17 protein-coding genes and 1 riboswitch are annotated in these 23092 nt (G+C 61.5%); of the genes, 13 read left to right on the forward strand and 4 right to left on the reverse strand.

Annotated features, from left to right (window positions below; translation table 11 throughout):
• Positions 1-7 precede the first annotated feature (7 nt).
• Positions 8-1099, reverse strand: coding sequence for a thiamine ABC transporter substrate binding subunit (locus HWX48_RS08380; protein WP_175956514.1), 1092 nt, complete (start codon positions 1097-1099; stop codon positions 8-10).
• A gap of 48 nt (positions 1100-1147) precedes the next feature.
• Positions 1148-1256: riboswitch (TPP riboswitch) on the reverse strand.
• 124 nt (positions 1257-1380) lie between these two features.
• Here HWX48_RS08380 and HWX48_RS08385 point away from each other — a divergent pair.
• From HWX48_RS08385 to HWX48_RS08400, 4 genes are all read left to right on the forward strand, one after another.
• Complete coding sequence (locus HWX48_RS08385; RefSeq protein WP_254873033.1) at positions 1381-2340, forward strand: ABC transporter ATP-binding protein; 960 nt, start codon at positions 1381-1383, stop codon at positions 2338-2340.
• A gap of 2 nt (positions 2341-2342) precedes the next feature.
• On the forward strand, positions 2343-3167 hold the full coding sequence (locus HWX48_RS08390) for an ABC transporter permease (protein WP_175956518.1): 825 nt from the start codon (positions 2343-2345) through the stop codon (positions 3165-3167).
• 425 nt (positions 3168-3592) lie between these two features.
• Complete coding sequence (locus HWX48_RS08395) at positions 3593-4678, forward strand: sensor histidine kinase (RefSeq protein ID WP_175956520.1); 1086 nt, start codon at positions 3593-3595, stop codon at positions 4676-4678.
• Complete coding sequence (locus tag HWX48_RS08400; protein ID WP_175956522.1) at positions 4675-5334, forward strand: DNA-binding response regulator; 660 nt, start codon at positions 4675-4677, stop codon at positions 5332-5334. Before HWX48_RS08395 ends, HWX48_RS08400 begins: the two co-directional genes overlap by 4 nt.
• A gap of 169 nt (positions 5335-5503) precedes the next feature.
• Here HWX48_RS08400 and HWX48_RS11270 read toward each other — a convergent pair whose 3' ends face one another.
• Together HWX48_RS11270 and HWX48_RS08410 are read right to left on the reverse strand one after the other, a co-directional pair.
• Positions 5504-6505 (reverse strand): HNH endonuclease family protein, encoded by a 1002-nt coding sequence (locus HWX48_RS11270; protein ID WP_254873034.1) that lies wholly within the window; start codon positions 6503-6505, stop codon positions 5504-5506.
• Positions 6502-7206: a trimeric intracellular cation channel family protein gene (locus tag HWX48_RS08410; RefSeq protein WP_175956524.1), complete on the reverse strand. Its 705-nt coding sequence runs from the start codon at positions 7204-7206 to the stop codon at positions 6502-6504. The genes HWX48_RS11270 and HWX48_RS08410 overlap by 4 nt, the downstream gene beginning before the upstream one ends.
• Positions 7207-7366: 160 nt before the next feature.
• Between HWX48_RS08410 and HWX48_RS08415 the strand changes: the two genes are divergently transcribed.
• The 4 genes from HWX48_RS08415 (at position 7367) to HWX48_RS08430 (ending at position 11408) form a co-directional block, all read left to right on the forward strand.
• The gene (locus HWX48_RS08415) at positions 7367-7714 is read left to right on the forward strand and encodes a YtxH domain-containing protein (protein WP_254873035.1); all 348 of its coding nucleotides are present in this window, start codon (positions 7367-7369) and stop codon (positions 7712-7714) included.
• On the forward strand, positions 7711-8865 hold the full coding sequence (locus HWX48_RS08420) for a VIT1/CCC1 family protein (protein WP_254873036.1): 1155 nt from the start codon (positions 7711-7713) through the stop codon (positions 8863-8865). Before HWX48_RS08415 ends, HWX48_RS08420 begins: the two co-directional genes overlap by 4 nt.
• Before the next feature lie 76 nt (positions 8866-8941).
• Positions 8942-9712: an alpha/beta fold hydrolase gene (locus tag HWX48_RS08425; protein ID WP_175956525.1), complete on the forward strand. Its 771-nt coding sequence runs from the start codon at positions 8942-8944 to the stop codon at positions 9710-9712.
• A gap of 208 nt (positions 9713-9920) precedes the next feature.
• Complete coding sequence (locus HWX48_RS08430; protein WP_175956527.1) at positions 9921-11408, forward strand: RNA-binding domain-containing protein; 1488 nt, start codon at positions 9921-9923, stop codon at positions 11406-11408.
• Between the two features lie 7 nt (positions 11409-11415).
• On the opposite strand, the gene HWX48_RS08435 is transcribed toward HWX48_RS08430, so the two are convergent.
• Complete coding sequence (locus HWX48_RS08435; RefSeq protein WP_175956528.1) at positions 11416-12528, reverse strand: PfkB family carbohydrate kinase; 1113 nt, start codon at positions 12526-12528, stop codon at positions 11416-11418.
• A gap of 409 nt (positions 12529-12937) precedes the next feature.
• On the opposite strand from HWX48_RS08435, the gene HWX48_RS08440 reads away from it, so the two are divergent.
• The 5 genes from HWX48_RS08440 (at position 12938) to HWX48_RS11145 (ending at position 23072) form a co-directional block, all read left to right on the forward strand.
• The gene (locus HWX48_RS08440) at positions 12938-13255 is read left to right on the forward strand and encodes a hypothetical protein (RefSeq protein ID WP_175956530.1); all 318 of its coding nucleotides are present in this window, start codon (positions 12938-12940) and stop codon (positions 13253-13255) included.
• Positions 13252-14577, forward strand: a complete 1326-nt coding sequence (locus HWX48_RS08445; protein WP_175956533.1) for a C2 family cysteine protease — start codon at positions 13252-13254, stop codon at positions 14575-14577. The genes HWX48_RS08440 and HWX48_RS08445 overlap by 4 nt, the downstream gene beginning before the upstream one ends.
• Before the next feature lie 17 nt (positions 14578-14594).
• Complete coding sequence (locus HWX48_RS08450; RefSeq protein ID WP_175956535.1) at positions 14595-15671, forward strand: hypothetical protein; 1077 nt, start codon at positions 14595-14597, stop codon at positions 15669-15671.
• A gap of 114 nt (positions 15672-15785) precedes the next feature.
• Positions 15786-16805 (forward strand): hypothetical protein, encoded by a 1020-nt coding sequence (locus HWX48_RS08455; RefSeq protein WP_175956537.1) that lies wholly within the window; start codon positions 15786-15788, stop codon positions 16803-16805.
• Positions 16806-17405: 600 nt separating this feature from the next.
• Positions 17406-23072 (forward strand): DUF3418 domain-containing protein, encoded by a 5667-nt coding sequence (locus HWX48_RS11145; RefSeq protein WP_254873045.1) that lies wholly within the window; start codon positions 17406-17408, stop codon positions 23070-23072.
• The last annotated feature ends 20 nt before the right edge of the window (positions 23073-23092 follow it).

Here is a 23092-nt window from a genome sequence, read left to right on the forward strand (position 1 = left end):
ACTCAGCTCAGCCGATGACCGTGGCTTGCCAGGTCTTGAGCCACTCCTCAGCCATCTGCGCGATCTTATCGGCAGGGACGATAACAGGAGTATCAGACAGGGAGCCGAACTTCACGAGGTCTTCGGGAGCATTGGCTTCCTTAACGGTCGGGTGCATGTAGGTCACCTCGGAGATGGCCTCTTGCACCTCGGGGGTGAGCATGAACTCCACGAACTTCTTGGCAGCCTCGACCTTGTCCGAACCAGCCAGGACGCCCGCGTACTCAACCTGGCGGTAGCAGGTCGCTGGCAGGGATGCGGTGGTGGTGTCGGTGCCGTCCTCGGTGATGGAGTAGGCGGGGGAGGAACCGTAGGACACCATCATGGGGTAGGGGCCTGCGCCTTCACCGGCAGAGTAGTCAACGCTGAAGGCGTCCGACCAGCCTTCGGTGACTTTCAGGCCGTTGTTCTTCAGGGACGTCCAGTAGTTGGTCCAGCCGTCCTCGCCAAAGTGGTTGATGGTGGCCAGCATGAAGGCCATGCCGGGGGTGGAGGTGGCGGGGTTCATGGCCACCAAGGTGTCCTTGTATTCGGGCTTGGCCAGGTCTTCGAAGGTGGCCGGAGGGGTCAGGCCCTTGTCGGCGAACCACTTCTTATCAAGGTTGACGCACACGTCTCCGTGGTCGATAGGCACGAGGCCCGGCTCACCAGCGAAGTTCAGTTCAGCCTGCGGGGAGGCCACGCCGGCGTCCTCGATCACGCCCTGGCCAGCGAGGCGGTAAGAGACGGTGTTGTCCACGCCGTAGACGACATCGCCCAGGGGGGCGTCCTTGGATAGGACCAGCTGATTGGCGAGGGTGCCGCCGTCCCCAACTGCCTGGATGGTGACCTTCACGCCAGTGTCCTTCTCGAACTGGTTCAGCAGTTCCTCGGGGAAATCGAAGGAATCGTGGGAGAGCACGACGAGGCTCTCGGCTGCGTCGGCGGCAACAGCGCCGGAAGCTGCAGATTCGGCGGCGGCATCGGCGGACTGGGCGGTCTGGCCAGAGCATGCGGTCAGGGTAAGCATGGCGGTGGCGGTGAAAAGAGCAAGTGCCGCTACGGGGCGCTTGATGGTCATGAGGGTGTCCTCCACATATCGGTGCTGGAGGGGTGCGGTGGCGCGGTGGTCACCGGAGATGCGACTTCCTCCGTCGGTATTAGCCGAGTCAGGTTCTAGGGTCTGCGTGCGCACTCTCAGCTTCCAGTCTGTGCTGGTAGCTCCCCTGTCTTGCGAGAATCCAGTTTAGCCGAGTCCGTCAGCGAAAGATTTCCCCGTGCTGGAAGCGTGACATCTGTCATGCCATAACCCCTCACCTCTCACACTGTTTCACGCTCCCCGCAGCGCCCACACTTATGGGTATGACAGATGCACTTGCAGTTCACGGCGTGACGAAACGTTTTAAAGCACTCACCGCCGTCGACAATGTTTCCTTGACAATTCCACGTGGTCAGATCGTGGCCCTTCTGGGCGCTAATGGCGCCGGAAAGACTACCCTGCTTGATATTGCCCTGGGTCTGCAGGCTCCCAATGAGGGCAACGCCACCCTGTTTGATATGGAACCACGCGAGGCGATTCGCCGCTCTTTGGTTGGCGTCGTCCATCAAACCGGGGCGCTTTTGGAGGATTACACCGTCACCCAGATGCTCACCCTCTTTGCTGCCACTCACCCGCAAGCTTTGCCTGTTGCGCAGATCTTGGAGGAGACGAACCTCGTTGAGCATGCAGACAAGCCCATCGTGAAGCTCTCGGGCGGCGAGAAGCAGCGTGTGCGCCTGGCCCTGGCTCTTCTTCCTGATCCGCAGCTCCTCATTTTGGATGAGCCCACCGCCGGCATGGATGCCATGGCGCGCCGCTCATTCTGGGATCTCATGCGCGCCCAAGCTTTGCAAGGCCGCACAATTATCTTCGCCACCCACTACCTAGCTGAAGCCCAGGACTTCGCTGAACGCACGATCATTATGGCCGGTGGGCGCGTGGTTGCTGACGCCGCCACCGCTGATATTCAGCGCCTGGCCGCCTACTCGACCCTGAGTATCGCCTTCGACCAGTTGGCATCCTCTGGCACCGCTGGCCCGATTGACGAGGTCGAAGCCGCGTTGCGGGCTCTGCCTGGAAGCGCCGACTGGCAGCTGGGCTGGGAGGGGGAGCGCCTCACCATCCAAGGCGCTGATCTTGATGATGCCGCCCGCTACCTGCTGAGCGTGCCCGGCGCACACGGTCTGGAGATTGTGCCCTCCAGCCTGGAGGACGCCTACGCCACCATTACCAACGGCCAGGCCGACACTGCCTCCCCCTCGACTGCTACGAAAGGACTCTGACGATGACCACCCCACTGCACGCAGCAACGGCCTCGTCAAACGGAAAAACTGAACTAGCACCCTTCGTTGCCCCTGCGCCTGCCTCACCGTGGCGAGGCTTTGGGCGCCTCACCTGGATGAGTCTGTATAAGGTACTGACGAACCCCTACAACCTGGGTTTTAGCTTGGCCCTTCCCATCGTCATCTACCTGATGTTCGGTGTGGGGAAGGACTACTCAGACACCTGGGTGGGGCACGGCAATGTGGCCTCCTCAATCCTGGCATCGATGGCGCTCTACGGTGTCATGCTCACCTCATCGTCCCTGGGAGCCAATGTGTCCCTGGAACGCTCTAACGGTGTCTCGCGCCTCTTTGCCCTGACCCCACTCTCAACAGTTGCCCAGATCGTTGCCCGTTTGACGGCGGCGTTCTTCCTGAGCGCCGTCACCATTCTCATCACCTACAGCATCGGCTACGCCACCGGTTCGCGTATGGAACCCCTGGTGTGGCTCATGACGGGCGCACTCATTGTTGTCGCCTCCACTATGGCTAGCGCCATTGGCTTAGCTGCCGGTTTTGCTGTGCGCACCGATGGGGCCTTTTCTGCCTCATCGATGGTGATTCTTATTGGTGCTTTCCTGTCTGGCATGTTCTTACCATTGGATCAGATGGGGAGTTTCTTCCAAACGATCGCGCCTTACGCGCCGCTTTATGGGCCTCTTCAACTGGTCATGTCTCCCATCTACGGTGCCGAGATTAAAGCCTGGTGGATTATCTCCCTGGTGGCGTGGATGCTGTTCTTCGTGGCCATTGCCGTGTGGGGGCAGCGGCGAGACACGGCACGCTAGGGTGCGAGCCTGTTCCAGCGGGGGCAGGCCGATAGAGTCAAGGTACTTCCGATGCGGCAGATTGCGTCGACCTTAAACACAGCGCCTGCGGACGGAATCTTTTTCCGCCCGCAGGCGCACACCTCGCACATCCCAGCGCCAATACCGTCACTCACCGCAAAACAGGGGGCAGCGTGAACAGCACACACACAGACGACCGCGTGTTTGGGCTCAACATGAACTCAAGAGCCTTTTCCCTCCTATGGGCGACCCCTTTCCTCTTGTTCACCATTTTTCCCTTTTACGGGGCCTATCAATATGGACTTCATCGGCCCCTCGGTCTGGCTCTGGCGACGACCACCGTTGCCTTCATTGCTAGCTACCTAGCAACCTGGATCACCAACCCTGTTTCCCCTCATCCTGGCCCTGTGCCTCGGGTTTTTTGGGTGACTCACGCCCTTCTTCTTGGCCTGCAGTTTTTAGGGGCATTGCTGGTCTACGCCATAGGGAGCTCTGGAGGCAGTCAGATGCTGGGGTTTCCCGCAGCGGCGTGGGCACTCCAAGCACCTCGCCGTCTTGTCGCACCTGGCATAGCCGGACTGTTCGTTATTGCGCTGGGCGAACATCTGGCCTTTGAAAGCGGCTGGTTCCTCCCTTTCGCTTTTCTTGGATCAGCCTTTACCACCGTCCTATCGCGTTTCACCATGGATGCCGGTATGCGCCAAGAAGCCCGCAACACCCAGCTTTTGGCCTTGGCCCGCGAGCGCGAGCGCGACCGTATTAGCGCCGACCTTCACGACATCTTGGGCCACACCCTGACCGGCATGACTATCAAAGCTGACCTAGTCAAACGACTGCTGGAAAAGGATCGCCCGCAGGAAGCTCACACGCAGGTCAGCGAGCTTTTAGAACTGTCGCGCTCGGCTTTAGCGGAAGTGCGTGCAGTGGTGACGGATAATCGCCAGCTCAATCTGGATGAAGAGATTGCCTCAGCTACCACCCTCCTGGCCGCCAGCGGCGTTGATCTGCAAATCCATCGGGAGGGCACACCGCCTGTGGGCATCTCCTCAACCCTGATTGCCCGCGTCATTCGAGAAGGCACCACGAATATTGTGGTCCACTCCAAGGCCAGCCGCGCCGTGCTCACCATTGGCCATAATGGCGTTGAGCTACGCAATAACGGCTACAGCGAGGCCTATTCGCGTAAGACTCGGGGAGCGGGATCAGGATTGGATGCGTTGGCCGAGCGCACCCGGGAGTACGGCAGGCTGTCCTGGGGGCGGGAGGCGAATTGGTGGGTGCTGAACTTGAAGCTTGACGAGGCAGCCACGCCCCTGCTGACCACGTCCACTCCTCATGGGCTGCCGATAAAGTCTGAGCCGCCCTCATCCGCGCAAGCCGGATCAGCCGCGGTGCCTCCGGTGACTGACTCCGCTCCCTCGGTGCTTTCTCCCCCGCTGGCTTCACCACCCGCACCGCCCTCGCCACCTTCTTCATCTGCGGCACCTGAGCAACTGGAGGCAACCCCATGACCGCCCCTATTCGCGTTGTTGTTGTTGACGATCAGGCGATGGTGCGCGGAGCGTTGGCGTCTTTGCTCAGTTTGGAAGACGACATCGAGGTGTGCGGCCAAGCAGCAAATGGGGCCGAGGCCATCGCTTTGCTCGCTGAGCTCACACGCGGGAGCGCGCAGGTGCCCTCGGCACACGAATCATCACCTGGCGTTGACGTGCTCCTGACCGACATTGAGATGCCCGTCATGGATGGCATCACCACCACCGAGGCCGTCCGTGCCCGCTTCCCCGGCGTGCGCATCCTTGTGCTCACAACCTTTGGCCGACCCGGTTATGTGCAGCGCGCCCTGAACGCTGGGGCCAGCGGTTTCCTCGTGAAAGATGCCCCTTCCGAAGAGCTGGCCGAGGCGATCCGCCGCGTCCACGCGGGACTACGCCAGGTCGATGCGTCGCTTGCGGTGGAGGCGTTGACGGCGGGGGCCTCGCCCTTAACCGACCGTGAGGTGGAGATTCTGCGCGAGGTTGCCCGCGGCGGTACGGTCGCTGATATTGCGCAGGCTGTGGGCTTGAGTCAAGGCACCGTGCGTAACCATATTTCGGCGGCGATGACGAAGACGGGTGCGCGCACGCGGGCCGAGGCTGCCGCGCAGGCCACGGCGAATGGCTGGTTGTAGGCGCATCCCACCACTTACCCACACTTTTCCTCACCGCGTTGCAGTTTCTGGGGGCTATGCGGTGTGCAAACTACAACGCAGTGTGTAAAAAGCGAGGCAGGAGCGCAAAGGACCGGGCGCAGACTCTGGGCGCAGACTCTGGGCGCAGACTCTGGGACGCAGCACACTGTCACGGACACGTATCCAAAGCATCCAGCATGGCCTGGCGCTCACGCTCAATAACGCTCAGCCCCCAGGCGTGCTTCACCGCAATCTGGCGGGCCACATACTCGCAGTGATACTCCTGATTGGGCGGCATCCACTGATCAGCGCGGGAAGCTTCCTTATCCTGATTAGCCTGCCCTTCCACGGCCAGCAGATTCTCGGGGTCGTTGGCAAAACGCTTGCGTTCACCCGGGGTCCACTCCCAGGCTCCCGCCCGCCACGCATCCCCCAAGGCCACCACGTGATCAATCTGCACCAGTGGCGAGGTCGCATCCCCCCGCTGGAAAGGCATCGTCACCCCCACATAGGGGTCATGCAAAGTGCCCGTCTGGATGACGCAGCGAGAGCCCTTCCGGTAGCGGATATCCTCTAGGTCGCGGGCGAGCACGTCATTGCGGGTATCGCAGCCATTGCCGTCGACGTCCTCCCAGGCCGGGCCGAATTCAGAGCGGTCGTAGCCTTCGACATAGGCCTTGGGCCGCACCTCAAGTTCAGCCAGTTGGCGGCGGGCTTGAGCTTCCAGGGGCGTCATCGCCCCGTTGCCACCACCTGCCGCCCCATCTGACGAGGGCGCCGCACCCGCGTCCTTCCCCGGATTCGCGTGACTACCAGCATCCCTTCCCGAGTTCGCACCACTCCCGCCCGTAGTCCCACCCAGGTCAAAGACATCCGGCCCAACTCCCGGCAACACCAACCATCCGCCAAAGACAGCGGCAACAAGGGAAGCAACAATCCGCGACCACGGGCCAAAAGGAGACTTCTTTCGCCCTGCGGAAGCGGGGCGGGAGCCTCGTGAATCAGCAGAACCCACGCCCTGCGGCTGCGCGCCAGACGAAGGCGGGCTGGGCTTAGGGGCGCGCGACCCCGACTGCGGCGAACCCGACTGCGGCGGGCGAGGTTGCGCAGGACGGGGCTTCGGGGGCCCCGGCTTCGGCGCAGGCGAAGACGGCGAGGAGGAAGGGGTCATTGCGGCGGGACACCTCGTGAAAGCAGGCGGCGGATCTGAGAGGAGGTCAGCGTCAACGTCCAGTCATCATGCTGGGGAAGCTGCCACCGCTTCCAGTGTGACAGGCCCGTGAAAGCCGTGCCCACGATAGTGGCCACCAGCATGCCCAAAGTCGCCACCTCAAAGTGATAGAAGATCACCATAATCGAGGCCGACACCAGCGCCGGCGTGGCATACAAGTTATTACCGCCAAACACCTGCGGCACTGACCCAGCCGCAATGTCGCGGATCATGCCGCCACCCACGGCCGTAATAATGCCCAACATAATCGCCGGAATCACGCCAAAACCGGCGGCCAGCGTCTTTTGCGCGCCCGTCGCCGCCCAGCAGCCCAGCACGGCCCCGTCAGCGATCACCAGCGCGATCCTCCAGGGGCGCGATTCCAGCTTCCACAGCATGGCAATACCGGCGCCCACCAGGGCCGTCGCCAGGTAGAAAGGGTCAGTGAGGGCCACCGGAGGTCCCGCCTGCAGCAGGGTGTCGCGCACCATGCCGCCAGCCAGCGCCGACATGATTGCCAGCACCGCAAAACCCACGGCATCAAAGTGTTTCGCGCGTGCAAGGCGTCCACCGAGGATACCGTTGAGCAGCACCCCCAGCAGGTCAATTGCCCGGAACAGGTCGGGCAACATCTCGTTAGCTCCATCGAAGAGATCGCGCATCACGCTCCATATTGTCCGTCATCACCGCGCGGGCGCGCACTCGCTCGGCCAACTTCGGACAGTTCCGGCGGTGAAGATCGCCACCGCTGGCTGCGCGAGTCCACCGATCGCGCTAGGGTAATAAGGTCTCACTAAGCACCATAATCCCCAGGAGGCTGGCATGGGCATGAAGTTTGGCGTACTCGTCGGTTTAAGTATCGGCTACGTCCTTGGCACCCGCGCCGGCCGCGAGCAATACGAGCGCATCCGCGAAGCCAGCCACCGCCTGCGCCGCACCCCCCTGGTCGCTCGCCCCCTCGACGCCGCAGGTCAGAAGGTGTCCGACATTGTGCGCGCGCAAGGCGAGGCCGTGACCGATAAGGTTGCCGACGCCGTGAAGGAACGCCTCTTTGGCGCTCCCGCCACCCCGCGCAGCGCAGTCGATTCGACCATCACCGTTGAGGTCATTGACGAGGCCCCCGCCGCCCGTCCTTCCACTGATCCCCACGACCCCGCTGTAGGCAAGTGAACGCACCTTTCGCTCCGGAGGCGAACACCCCCTGTTCGCACACCGTTGACAACCCCACTCCCGCGCAGATCCGACGCTGGCGCCGACACCTCGCTGAAGAGCGTATGGAAGCCGACACCTACCGGTCCCTAGCGCGCCGCCGAACTGGTGAAGAACGCGCCGTCCTCTTAGCGTTAGCGGAAGCTGAATCTCGTCACGAAGAACACTGGCTGGCGCTCCTGGGAGATCACGCCCTGCCCGCCCCCAAGCCCTCCCTGTCGGGCCGCCTCGGCGCGGCCCTGGCCCAACGCTTCGGCACGATCTTCATTCTCGCGATGGCTCAACGCTCCGAGCAGCGCAACCGCTACGACTCCGATGATGACGCGACCGCCCAAATGGCTGCCGACGAGCACATCCACGGCGAGGTCGTGCGAGGCCTGACTGCACGCTCACGTCAGTCCCTCGCTGGTACTTTCCGCGCCGCCGTCTTTGGCGCCAACGACGGGCTCGTCTCCAACCTTGCCCTCGTCCTGGGTATCGCCGCTTCGGGCGTATCCACCGCTGTCGTTCTCTTCACCGGTCTGGCTGGGCTCCTCGCTGGCGCCCTGTCGATGGCTGCGGGCGAGTGGGTGAGCGTCAAAAGCCAGCAAGAACTCCTCGACGCCTCCGTGCCCGATCCTGAGGCGCACCGCTCCGTGCCCGCCCTTGACGTCAACGCCAACGAACTCGAACTTGTTTTCCGCGCCCGCGGGGAAGGCGCCGAAGAGGCCGCCGCGCATGCCGCCCAGATCTTCGCCCAGGTGCGTACCCCCGCCACCGGGGAATCCTCCTCCATCGCCGTTCGCGCCGCCCTCGGTGAGGGCCTGCCCAGCGAGGCCGCCGGCGCGGGCGAGGAAATCGGCACGCCGTGGCGGGCGGCAGCCTCGTCCTTCCTGTTTTTTGCGGGCGGCGCGGCCGTGCCCCTCCTGCCCTACATTGCGGGGCTAAACGGCTGGTGGGCTATTGGCGTGGCCACCGGCCTGGTGGGTGTCGCACTGCTCTTCACCGGCGGTGTCGTCGGCATTTTGGCGGGTCAGTCGCCCGCACCCAGGGCCTTCCGCCAGCTCGCCATCGGGTATGGCGCAGCCGCCGTTACCTACCTGCTGGGCTTGGCATTTGGGGCAACCTTCTAGGCGCAGGCTTGGCACAAATTCCCGCACAGTGGGACTTCCCCGTGCCAGCACGGGCTTTGACCGATAGGTTGGAGCCATGAGCGAAATCATGATCCTGACTCCTCGCGGCGTTGAGCTGTCAGCGACCTTCATCAATCCCGTCGACACTGGCGACGCTGCCGTGCTCTTCTCCCACTCTGTTCTGGCCGACCGACGCTCCATCGGCCACTTCCGCAAACTCGCCGCCGCCTACCGCGCAGCCGGGTACGCCACCCTCGAATTCGACTACTCCGGACACGGCCTGTCCAGCGATGATGTCATTGTCCTAGCCAGCCAGGTGGAGGACATTAAAGCGGCCTCCGGGTGGCTGACCGACCGGGGCTTCACCCGCCAAGTGATTCACGCCCACTCCTTTGGTGCCCACGCGGCCCTGGCCGCCCACCTGCCCGCTGCGCGCACGCACATCCTGTGCGGGGCCGCCCTGCAGCCCATGTCCTTTGACTGGGAGGCAATCTTCTCCGACCAGCAGCTTGACGAGCTTGAAACCCGCGGCGCCACCACCATCCCCGATGATTCGCCCGGGCCGCGCACGCACTTCACTATCTCCAAGCAGACCCTGGCTGACCTGTCACTGACGGACACATCTGAGCTTCTGGGCAACCTTGAGCACCCCGTGCTGGTCCTGCACGACGCGGACGATGAGGACATGGGCCTTGTCGAGGTCACGCAAGAAAGTTTCCCCCTTCTGCCCGCCGGGTCGCGCGTCGAGGTCGTCCGGGATGAGTCCTTGAGTGATGAGGAGGCTCCGCGCACGCTGATCGACACTGCTCTGGCATGGGCGAAGCTGCAGGTGCCCGTCGTGCGCTAGGGGCTGTGGCTGGCCTCATCTGGCTGGCTGCTTATCTGCCTGTTCGTCTGGCTGGGTGTAGGCGCTTAGGGCCAGTTATGAGATAACTCAGCGTTTTTATCTCATAACTGGCCTTTTTCTGTCATAACTGACCGTTTTATGTCGAAGTTATGTCATAACTCGGGTTCTGACGAACATAACTGCCACTTTCTGGCGTAAAATGGTCATCATGATCCGCACACTTGAAGACTTGCAGGAAGCTCTCGCTCTCATGAGACTTCATGAGAGCGACTACTCAACTGTCGAAGCCAAGACCATGAGCATGTACTCCCGCAAGGCTCTTGGCCCGACATTAAGCGCCTTCGCAAACCTCTCGGGCGGCGGCACCATCCTGCTTGGAGTCGATGACTCTGCCGATAACCCCCTCATCGGCGTCGCTAACCCAAGAGGTTACATCCAAAGGATCACCGACCAAGCCCGCAAAGGCTTCTCCTCCCCTATCCAGGTCGATCCCATCGCCATTCCCGTCGACGAAATCACCGTCGTCGCCGTCAATGTCAAAGAAGCAGCGGCCAATGACAAACCTTGCCGCTGGAAGGAAACTGACAAAGCCTACATCCGCCAGTTTGACGGTGACTACACAATGTCTCCCCAGGAAGAGCAGCAGCTTATCCGTCGGCACGTTCGTCCTCGCGAGGATGGACTACCCGTTCCCGGCACGAGCGTTGACGACCTCGACACTGAACTACTTAACGGTTTTCTTACTAACGTTCGTAGTGACTCTTCTGCCTTGGCCACAGCCTCCGATTCAGACATCCTCCTCAATCTCAATGTCACAACTCCTCATGGTGAGCTCACTCGCGGCGGCCTCTACGCCCTAGGCCGTTATCCCCAGCGTTTCTTCCCAACCCTCATGCTCACCGCATATGTTGTGCCACGGGCGGGGCAAGACGACACGAGAGCCCTCAACCGACGCGACTTTACAGGCCCCCTACCTCGTATTCTCGCCGACGCCACCCGATGGGTTGCCGATAACACCACCACGGCAATAACCGTAGACGTCGTCGGCAACGAAGCTCATGGAGGCAACTCCTACACATTCCCTCCCGACGCAGTTCGAGAAGCCATCGCCAACGCCCTCGTCCACCGTGACCTCTCAGACGCAGCACTCGGGCGCGCAGTTGAACTCAAGATTTCTGACGCTGGCCTCATTCTGACCAACCCCGGCGGCTTATGGGGACTCACCCGCGATCAGCTCGGTACCGGCGATGGAAAATCCGCAGTTAACGAACACCTCTACACCATCTGCCGCTATGTTCACGGGCCACACGGCAGAATTATCGAAGCTATTGGGAGCGGCATACGCACAATGCGCAACTCTCTGCGCAAAGCAGGACTGCAACCCCCCTACTTTTTCGACAATTCCGTCCGCTTCACCGTGAAATTTCCTCGATCTGCAGCTCACCCCACGGAAGACCTGCTGTGGCTCAGCACTATCGGCGCTGACCTCCTCAACCGGCATCAAAAGGAAGCCCTTCTGGACATGCGTCGCGGCACCTCGTTCTCAAACGCCACATACCGCAAACGTTTCGCCGTTGACTCCACACAAGCGCGAAATGACCTCCAGGAACTCGTCAAGCGAAACCTGGCCGAGGTCAGCGGTCAGCGCAGAGGCACCCGCTACCACCTACCGGATTCTCTGCGCACACAAAGCTAGGAGTAACTCACCTCGAGAGCACCGCGTTCACCAGGTCACGCAGGGCAGGGTCCTCACGCCAGCTTCGCGTGCCAAAATGCGTGGTCGACAGGGCCGCAACCCGGGAAGCAAACTCAATGCAGGCAACTGGGGTGGCGGGAGCCTCGCGGAAGGCGGTGGCGGGGGTGGCCTCGTCATTGCGATATTGGGCGAGAGCCCAGGCGAAGGCTCCGTGGAAGATATCGCCAGCACCCATCGTGGAAATGGCGTTGACGCGGGGGACGGGTACCTCGCCGCTTTCCCCATCCCACCACCACTGGACAGGGGCGGGGCCGTTGGTGCGGATCGTGCGCGTAATACCAAAACCGCGCAGGAAGGCGGCGATCGCGTCCGCGTCGCCTGCGGGAACGAGGGGCGGGAGGAAGTCAGCCGACAGGACGGCCACGTCAACGAAACCCAGCAGCGGCGTCAGCCACGGCTTCCACGAGCCACCATCAAGGATGCGCAAGTGGGCAGGCTTATCTTCAAGCGCAGCGAAAGGGTCCTCGTCCGCGTGTTCCGGCTGAGCGTACGAGGCAGTACCCAGACGCAGGGCAAGGTCTGCGAGCGCGGGGTTATGCCCATCAATGAGAACAACAGCGATGCCACCGACGCGAGTATCACTGACATACTGCGCATCAGCGGGTTCTGCTGCAGCGGGGAGGGCGGTGGCCTCGTTGAGGAGCATACGAGCGGTCCCCACATCAACGCCGACCCGGGCATTCGTTGAGGCCACCATGCGCCCCTCGGGGTGCTCAATAATAGAGGAGGTCGCAGGCTCAGAATGCTTGGGGTCAGAGGCGGCGGCCTCACAGTCGGTGGCGTCAAGTGTGTGCACGCCTGCTGCCTGAAGGTCTGCGAGTAAGAGGTTAGAGCTGGCATCCGACCCCAGGGCAGTGAGGAGAATCGGCTGGGTACCCTCGCCCAATTCGAGTTCACGCATAATCGCATCCAGGGCGGCATAGGCGACGGCCGCATTCGTCGCCGGGCCCCCGGCCGCCAGGGTGAAGTCGGTGGAGGTGACCTTCAGCGTGGGGTCAGGCACGTGGTCTAGGCGGTGGATGACATCCACGGTGGTGAGTCCACTAAACACTGCGCGCATCTGCAATGCCTTTCTCTGGCGGGCGGGCTGAAGCCATGTCCATTGTCGCCTATGCTCACCGCATTTCGTCACCGTCCCTCACGCGCCTTTCGCGCCGCATCGCGCACCTTCCTCCTTCCCCCCAAGCTCCAGTTTCACTCCGTCCGCGCTCCAGTCTCATACCCTCTGCACTCCCGCGTGTGCACCCAAGGCGAATTCAGGGTGCATATCCTCTGTTTCGGCTCTGGACTCACACCTGGGCGTCGACCTTCTGGAACATCATCAACCTGACTCTTCCTCGCCTCTTTGACGGCAATGCTTCCTAGGATCTTGAACTTCGGGAGGTTGTGCTTTCAAATGCCCTTCGTTTGATTGGTCTACCTGATAGCATCCCTTTAGATTTGCAGCTTTTCTTCACGAGGAGGTGTCGATGGCTAATCACGATCTGGTGATTATTCCTGATGAGTTGTTTGCTGTGAAAACGCGTTGCCTTGACGTAGCAGATAGCATTCGCAGCCTCCACTACACAGTTGGTGTTGACTCTTACTCGTGGGGGCATGAGCAGATGGCCCACGCGTATCGACATTTCATTGACGCTTATGACCACAGACTCATCCAGCTGCGAGACTGGTGCGAAGACACTGCCACTGCCGCAGAAAAAACTGCCCTCAACGCTCAAGAGTGCGACTTGGATGTGCGTGACCGAACCATGCTCCTGGGCGGTCTTTGGGATTGGAGTATGCGTTGAGTCTGTCTCTTCTCACCGAAGCTCCTGGAGCTCCTGCTGCCCTGTTCACTCTCCAATATGATCTCGACAAGTTGCGTCGCCATTTGCAGGACACATGTGAACGTTTCGCATCCATTCCACGCCTCGCACCCGAGTGGAAAGGCCGGGCGCAGAAAGCCTTCCGCACCTCCCATCTCAAAGCTCAGGCGCAAGTAGATAGCACGGAGAGTGGCTTCATTGATGGGGTGGAGGCTATCGGGCGCTACCTGGAGTGCTTGGAAGACACTCACCGTGACATTGCACTCTTGGAAGAGGAGGCTCAAGAAGCTTTCTCCCGCCTCAACTCTGTGTCAGCACGCGAGTACGACGCCGCTTACAGGGCATACGAGCGCAAACTGGAGGGGCTGCGCGCCCAGGCTCGCGCACTTCTTGATCGCCTGGATGAGTGCGGACAGACTCAAGCGGCGATCTTGTGGGAAGCGCTGCATAATGAGCCCGACAGCTGGGGAGAAAACGGACTGAACCATGGGGATCGAAAGCCTCTGACTGAAGCCGATGTGCGCCGGATTATGAAGGATTTGGAATCCTTGGACATGTCAAAAGTCGACCAAGGTGAGATTGGCGATTGCTACATGCTGGCTACTTTGGCTGGAGTGTTGAACTCCCCCGAGGGGCGGGCATTTGTGCGCAAGCAGATCGAACCCCACTACGGCAGGAACGGGAAGATTGACGGCTTCTTCGTCACCCTTTATGACCGCCACTTCCTGACCGGCGAGGTCACTACCCGTAAGGTGCTTGTCCGCGATGTATATACGCATGGAGTGGGTGAGAGACATGTAATGGGTAAACACGTCACTTACGTTCCCTCGATCGGATCGCTCTACGAAACTGCTTATGGCCAGATCCATCCCGGAGGCACCCGCTTGTCTTATATACAAAGAGGCATCAAAGGTGGCTTTCACGCTGACGCATACGAAGCAATCACAGGGTTATCTTCTGTGAGCGTAGCCAGCGAGAATGTTGGCGATATGGAAAACCGCGAATATGCCCCTCTTTCAAAGCAGGAGATCATCAATGCGGTAAACAATGGCCAAGCAGTCACCACGCAAACTCAACTCTCTGGTGAACTCAAACCACATGACGGGAAGCAAATCTCCACTGCTCACGTTTACACGGTGATTAGCGCGGACGAGGAGAACCTGACCTTGCGTAACCCTTGGGGCCACAACAATGAAACAGGCGAGCCTAAGGACGGGGTTTTTATCATCTCCTGGGGCGAATACGCTGATCGCTTCGTCACAACCAGTTGGGGAGAGCCTCTCCCTCCCCAAAGTGGAAGCTAGGAAAGTAGTTGCTGAAGATGCGTAGTTTCACTGAAGCGAGAATCTCTATCCCCGCTATGTTCCTATGCTTACTTTTGCTATTCGCTAGTCCTGTGTTGTCCGGGTGTGAGGATTTACGTCAGCCCGTTGTCTGGCCGAAATACGGGGCCGGCTGCGAAGAACGCTACCAAAACATCGAGAGCCTGCTAGCTAAGAACCCCCTCATCGTCACCCACGAAGTCACCCCCTGCAACGGAATACCCGAAGACACCGACCACAACACCACCATCGTCACCGCCGAACTCCACGCCGAAACAACCGCCGCACAAGCAAACAACCTCCTCGACAGCATCACAGCCATTCCCGCAGGTTCCCTCGCAGGAGGACTACACGAAGGAATCAGCATCGACATCACCTGGGGCATCAAAACCACCCCCTTCACACTCTCATTCCACGAATACGCTGTTCCCCCCACCAACACCCCATGCCACGGCCGCGAAATGTTTGCCCATATCGACCAATACGCCGCAGCCCCCGGCATCCAACACGTCACCGCCAACTGCACCGGCGTCACCCTCGACCACGGCGACCTGCCGGCCTTCCCTTCCACATTTGTCGCCAAACGCTCCGACTTCCCCGACACACTAGGCCACCTCGAAGAAACCTTCACCATCGGCAAATGGTGGAAAATCATCATCCACCCCCACAACGGATGGGAAGTCCCCACAAACTACCCCTTCGACCAACTCCTCAAAACCATCGAAGGCAACACCACCAACTGGCGCAACGTCGACGACCACTGGAACCCCACACCCACCACCTTTAACGTGCGCTCCTACGCCGACATTCCAGGAATGGACGAGGAAGAAGAACACGCAACGGAAGAGACCAAGAACCTCGACCCCTCCTTATCGAGCATCACCATAGACACCCTCAACGGCACTGACCCCGGACTCGACCAAGAAGCCGCACAAAGAATCGGCAACTTCCTCAATACCCACCCCGGAATCAAAGACGCAAGAATCTGCGGTGTCTCTGAGCGCGGACTATTCCACGGCTCCGGCGTCCCCTACTACTGCTACTACTGGCCATCACAAGAATTCGGCCTCCTCTAAACACACTCCCACACAACCACAATGACTACACAGAAACCACAGACCACAAAACCCGCCCACCGACGTGCGATCACCGCACTCGCAGGCGTCACTGCCCTCTCCCTAGGAGCCTTGTTGTCCGGGTGTGATAGCTACCCCGACATCGGCCCCAAATACGGGGCCGGCTGCGAAGAACGCTACCAAAACATCGAGAGCCTGCTAGCGAAGAACCCCCTCATCGTCACCCACGAAGTCACCCCCTGCAACGGAATACCCGAAGACACCGACCACAACACCACCATCGTCACCGCCGAACTCCACGCCGAAACAACCGCCGCACAAGCAAACAACCTCCTCCACAGCATCACAGCCATTCCCGCAGGTTCCCTCGCAGGAGGACTACACGAAGGAATCAGCATCGACATCACCTGGGGCATCAAAACCACCCCCTTCACACTCTCATTCCACGAATACGCTGTTCCCCCCACCAACACCCCATGCCACGGCCGCGAAATGTTTGCCCATATCGACCAATACGCCGCAGCCCCCGGCATCCAACACGTCACCGCCAACTGCACCAGCGTCACCCTCGACCACGGCGACCTGCCGGCCTTCCCTTCCACATTTGTCGCCAAACGCTCCGACTTCCCCGACACGCTAGGCCACCTCGAAGAAACCTTCACCATCGGCAAATGGTGGAAAATCATCATCCACCCCCACAACGGATGGGAACCCCCCACAAACTACCCCTTCGACCAACTCCTCAAAACCATCGAAGGCAACACCACCAACTGGCGCAACGTCGACGACCACTGGAACCCCACACCCACCACCCTCCACATCCACTCATACGCCGACACCCCACCGGATGCCGAAAAACCAGAAGACGCAGATTCCTACGCTCATCTCACACGCCTAGAGTTCGACTACCTCAATGGCACTGATCCCGGACTCGATGACGAGGCCACGGCACGTGCTCAACGATTCTTTACTTCCCACCCGGGCATCAGTGCCGCCAGCATGTGCGGAATTCGAGAGCGTGGCCTCCTCGCAAACTTCAACGGAGCACCTCTTGAATGTGACGGCTGGATCGATACTCCCGCAACGGATAGCACTCAATCAAGTGAGCACAACGATGACGATGGCGCCGAATAACTCAGGGAAGACCATTCACATGCTCTCACACCCAACCCCCGCCACCACAGCCACCCACCGCCGTGCCACATCTGCCAACGTCAGCGACGATGCGGTAACTGAATAAGTAGAAGAGCGCAGAAAATACGCCACGTGCTGGAGGCACGTCTCTCTCCGCTCCCGCATGTGCGTCCACGGCCTTTTCCGGGTCTATATCGGCTGTTTTGTTCTGGACTCACACCTGGGAGCCGACGAGCCGAACACGTTGTACTCCAGATACTTTCCACTCAGCCAAACCGCCCCACCCGGCACCGCTCCTGAGGGGAAACACCCTTCAGACAGCACATCCTCCAGGCAGGCATTGCCCTTCACAAAAGGCGTGCCACGAAGCCCCTTCCGTCCGCACACCTCACACCACCCGCTGAGAGGCACCAGGCAGGCCTTTCGTACACTTGAGGCGTGTCAGAATCTGCTTCCTCCTCGCCTCGCTCGCCGCGCCCGAACCGCAACGGCCGCCGGAATCCCCCACGCAAGGGGCGCTCCTCCCGCCGCGCCGACGGTCAGGCGAGTGTTCCCACGCGCGGCCGCGCCGGTGCCCGCCCGCGGCGACAGCGTCGCCCAATTGACGAGGTCGCAGCCCCCTTCACACCCTTCACCGCCAATGAGCTTGCCGCCCGCGCTGCAGCCATTCCCGTCATCTCCTTCCCCGACCTACCAGTCAGTGCCCGCCGGGATGAGATCGCCCAGGCGATCCGTGAACACCAGGTGGTCATTGTTGCTGGTGAAACCGGCTCGGGTAAGACCACGCAGCTACCCAAAATCTGCCTGCAGTTGGGCCGCGGCGTTCAGGGCATGATTGGCCACACCCAGCCGCGCCGCTTGGCTGCACACGCCGTCGCCACGCGTATCGCCCAGGAAATGGGCCAGCAGGTCGGCAAGGAGGCGGGCCAGGTTGTGGGCTATCAGGTGCGTTTCACCGACCAGGTCGGCCCCACCACCCTGGTCAAGCTCATGACCGACGGCATCCTCCTGGCTGAAATCCAGTCCGACCCGATGCTGCGCCGCTACGACACCCTCATTATTGACGAGGCCCACGAGCGCTCCCTCAATATTGACTTCATCCTGGGCTATCTGGCGCGCCTGCTTCCCCTGCGCCCAGATCTGAAGGTCATCATTACCTCGGCCACCATCGACTCGGCGCGTTTTGCCGCCCATTTTGGCCGGTGGGAGGATGCTGCAGGCAGGCACTGTCAGCCAGGACGCGGCACGCTCACTGCTCCCGCACCCGTCATTGAGGTGTCGGGCCGCACCTACCCAGTGGAGATCCGTTACCGTCCGCTCAGCGCTGACCTGCCCAGCCAGTGGACTTCCGAAAGCGCCAGCCAACGCTCCAACGCGCGCGAAGAAATCGGCGTCGACCTCGGCAAACATATTGAGGCCGAGCACGCGCCCACCCCGCACGGCGACAGCGTCCACTTCCAACAGCTCGTCCTCGAAGACCCCGATGACGACCTACCCACCCTGGGCTACGGGGCGGGCGAAGACATTGACCAGGAGGCGGCGATCTGCGCCGCCGTCGATGAGCTGTGCGCTGAGGGCGAGGGCGACATCCTCGTCTTCCTGCCCGGTGAGCGCGACATCCGCGACGTGCAGCACGCCCTCGTGGATCACCTGGGGCCGCGAGCCGTCACCGACAGCGGCGCCCAACGACGTCAACTTCTGCCAGATTCCATCGAGGTCCTGCCCTTGTACGCGCGCCTGACCGCCGCCGAGCAGCAGCGCATCTTCGAGCCGCATTCCCTGCGCCGCATTGTGCTGGCAACGAATGTCGCTGAAACCTCCCTGACTGTGCCCGGCATCCGCTACGTCATTGACCCTGGCCTGGCGCGTATCAGCCGCTACTCGAACCGCACGAAGGTCCAGCGCCTGCCCATTGAGCCCGTCAGCCAGGCCAGCGCCAACCAGCGCGCAGGCCGCTGCGGCCGCGTCAGTGATGGTGTTGCTATTCGCCTGTATTCTCAGCGCGATTACGAGGCCCGCCCCGCCTTCACCGAGCCTGAGATCCTGCGTACCTCCCTGGCCAGCGTCATCTTACAGATGGCGGCCCTGGGCTTGGGGTCGGTGGCGGATTTTCCCTTCCTTGACGCCCCGGATTCGCGGGCGGTGCGCGATGGCGTGCAGCTCCTGGTGGAGATTGGCGCGCTCGAATATGACGAGGCCGGAGCCGACGGCCGGGCGCGCGGGAAGCGTGCGAGCCAAGCTGGGGGCGAGGGCGGTCACGGTGACACTACTGGTCACGTCGGCGGGAGCACTGGTGGTGACAATGCTGCTGCCTCCGACAGAGCCAGCGGCGCCGGAGCCACACCCAGTGCGGGCGGCACCCGCCTGACACGTATTGGCCGTGACCTCGCGCGCCTCCCCATCGACCCGCGTCTGGGCCGTATCCTCCTGGAGGCTGACGCGAATGGCTGCGCCTCCGAGGTGCTGGTCATTGTTGCCGCCCTGTCTTTGCAGGACGTCCGCGAGCGCCCCCTGGATCACCAGCAGGCGGCCGACACCGCGCACGCGCGCTTCACAGACCCGAACTCGGACTTCATCACCTACCTCAACCTGTGGCGATACCTCAATGTGCAGTCGCGCGACCTGTCGGGGTCGGCTTTCCGTCGCATGTGCCAGGCGGAGTTCCTCCATCACCTGAGGTGGCGTGAGTGGCGCGATATTGTCAACCAGTTGCGTCAGCTTGCTCGCCCTCTTGACCTGGATATTCACCCCATCGGTATGCCGTCCGGCGAGGATGTCGCCCACGCGGCAATGGCGGGCGGCATTGCGGACGCGGCGGCGCGCGCGGTGGTGGCGTACACGGCGTCGACCTCGTCGGTGGATGCCGATCAGATTCACCGTTCCCTGCTGGTGGGCTTGCTGTCGAACCTGGGCTCGTGGGATGAGGTCAAGCGCGACTACGAGGGCGCGCGCGGCACGCATTTCACGATCTGGCCGGGTTCGGGACTGGCGCACGCGCATCCTTCGTGGGTGATGACGGCTGAGCTGGTGGAGACTTCTCGCCTCTTTGCCCGCACGGTGGCGCGGATTAATCCTGATTGGATTGAGCCTGTCGCTGGGCCGCTGCTCAAGCGCGTCTACTCTGAGCCGTATTGGTCGACCTCGAAGGGCGCGGCCATGGTCAAAGAGAAGGTGCTGCTCTATGGCATGACGCTGGTGGCGGATCGCCCGGTGCTGCTGGGGCGGGTGGATACGGTGTTTGGCGAGGGCGGCGCACGGCGTTCCTCTGTGGCCAGGCCGGGGACTTTGGCGGGTATTGCGCAGGGTTTGCGTGCGGCTGAGCCGAGTTTTGACGTGCGGATTCGTGGGATTGACCGCCTTGCGGAGGCTGCGGCTGGGGGTGGCGGGCCTGAGGGTGCCGCCTCTGATGGCGGGGCTGCTGCGGTGGCGGATTCAGCCGGGCTGTCGGGTGATGCTGGCACGGCGGGTGATGGTTCTGGTGGCGTTGGTTTGAGTGCTTCTGGCACCACCGCTACGCACGGGCCGGAAAATGTGACGGCGTTGGCCTCGTCGGGGGTGAACGCCCGGGAGTTGGCCCGCGAGATGCTTATTCGTCACGGCTTGGTGCGCGGCGAGTGGCGTGAGGTTCATCGTTTCCAGAAGGAGAATGAGCGTCTGCTGGAGCAGGCGCGGGAGGTGGAGCGGCGTTCGCGTACGCATGGGCTTGTGGCTGATGAGGAGGCGCGCGTTGCTTTCTTTGACGACCTGATTCCTGATGATTGTGTGTCGGCCAGGCATTTCGATAAGTGGTGGAAGCAGCAGAGACGTTCCACCCCGGACCTGCTCACCTACACGATGGCATTGCTTTTGCCGCGTGGGACGGGTGATGCGGAGGGGGATTTCCCTGACTCTTGGGAGTGTGGGGACATGTCTTTGCCGTTGTCGTATCAGTTCAATCCGGGGTCGTCCCGTGATGGTGTCACGATGACGATTCCTATTGAAGTGTTGGAGCGTGTCTCGGAGGCGGGAACGGATTGGCTGGTGCCGGGCCTGTTTGAAGAGCTGGTCACTGAGTCGATTCGGGCGCTGCCAAAGGCGAAGCGGCGCTTGCTGGCTCCTGCACCGGAGGTAGGGGCGAAGGTGGCGGCGTGGATTCGTCAAGAATTCGCTGGCGCTGCTTCTTCGGCTCCCACATGTGACTCCACGGCTGTTCTGGGTTCTGGCGCTGTTGCTTCGGGTGTGGATGCACATGCGGGCGCGCAGCCTGGTGCGCAGAAGACAGTTGGGCAGGGCGAAGCTGCCCAGGCTGATCCAGACCGGAGCAATTCCGATCAGCGCAATTCAGGACAGGGCACACCTGCACAGGGTAAAGCTGCACAAGGTAAGTCTGCGCAGGGCAAGTCTGCACAAGGTAACTCAGCACAGGCCAAACGAGCACGCAGCAATGCGCCTCAGGCTGCTGACGTGGATCCGATGTCCCTGTCGGCGGCGATGGATCGCCTGGCTGCCTGGGGTGCTCGCACCGGTCATACGCGAGCCTCACAGGGGCAGGCTCAGACGTCATCCGCGCAAGCACGGGCCCAAGCACACTCAGACGCACAGGCACAGGTGCAGCCTCACCCGAAGGATTCGGGTAATTCTTCCTCTGTGCTCCCAGGTGTGAGCCCAGACCAGGAACGGCCCCTTTCAGGCGCTTCTGATGCCCTGGGTGCACACGCGGGCGCAAGCGCTGCGACTGCTATGGCAGGCACTCAAACAGGTTCTACCGTGACGCCTGTTTCGCACACTCAAGCTGCATCCAGCGCGCACTCCAGTTTCTTAGCGCCTCCGAGCTTGTCCCTTGATGAGATCCCCCCTGCCCAGCGTTCGCCTTTTGCCACGCTTTTTGCTGATGGTGTGCGCACGATTCGCGGCGTTGATTTGTCGGCTGAAGATTTGGCTCATGTCCGTGATAGTTTGCCGTCCCACCTGCAGATGACTTTCGTGGTGGTTGACCGCTCCGGTAAAGAGTTGGGCGCGGGTACGTCTCTGCCGTATCTACAAAAGACCTTGGCCAATCAGGCTGATGCTGCGGTGCGGCGCGCTGTGCGCGGCGCTGTTGCCGAGGCCTGGGAAGAGGCTCAACGACGTGGCGCCACCGGCACGCGCCGGGGCCAGAAGAATGGCCCCGGTAAAGGCCACGGCACGGGTCAGGAGCCAGCTGTTCTCTCCCCCACGCACCCTCGTGCACACGCATCGGCTCCCACCTGTGATGCCAGCGCAGAAAATGCCTCCGAAGGTGGTGTTTCCTCCTTGGGCACACATGCGGGCGCCGGGAAGGATCAAACTACAGCGACTGCCTCGGCTCTAGGACAGGGAGCATCCGACCTGCATGTTGATGGCCTCACTGCTTTCCCCACCACACATCTTCCCCGCAGCGTGGACTCGCATGGTGTTGGGGGCATGCTGCTGCGGGGCTATCCCTGCCTGGTGCCCCAGGGCACGCCTGCTGCCCCCGCAGCAGGCGTGCGTGTCATGGCTAATCCTGGCCAGGCTGATCACCTCCACCGTGAGGGCTTGGCCCGACTTCTCGCTGTGCGTTTGCGTTTGGCGACGGCGCGGATCACGACGCGGTGGACGGGTCGGCAGGCGCTTATGCTCGCTGCTTCCCCTTATGCGGATACGGCTGCGCTCGTTGCTGATGCTCAACTTGCCTCCGCCTTGTCATTGGTAGACGAGCTTGCCCCCGCGAAGGATCCTAGCTCCATTCGTGACGCTGCTGCCTTTGATGCTCTGGGAGTCCTGGCTCGTGACCTGCATGAGGACAGGGTGTATGACTTTCTGGGTGACGTGGTGCGGGCAATGGAGGCTTTGTCAGAGGTTCAAGGAGCGTTGAAGCAGTATGAGGCTACCTCTTCCCTTCATGAGGTGACAGCCGACGTGCAAGCGACAGTGACTCACCTGGTGCATGATGGTTTTCTCTCAGCTACCCCTGCTTTTGCCCTGCCGCATCTGGCTCGCTATCTTCGGGCGGGTGCTGTACGTTTGACGAAGGCAGCGTCCTCATCGGGCGCCCTGAATCGTGATCTTGAGGCAATGGATACTGTTCATGCCCTTGAGGATGCCCTGCAGGATGCGCGTGATGCTGCCCAGACGCGCCCCTTCAATCCGGCGTGCAATGCTCATCTTGTGCAGGCTGAGTGGATGATTCAAGAGCTTCGTGTCTCTCTTTTTGCTCAGACCTTGGGCACTCCGCAGAAGGTGTCGGCTAAGCGTGTGCGTTCCCTGCTGGTGGAGGCGGGCGCGTGAATCGTGAGGCGGCGCGGCAG

It is taken from the genome of Schaalia sp. Marseille-Q2122 (assembly GCF_903645355.1).
GTDB lineage: Bacteria > Actinomycetota > Actinomycetes > Actinomycetales > Actinomycetaceae > Pauljensenia.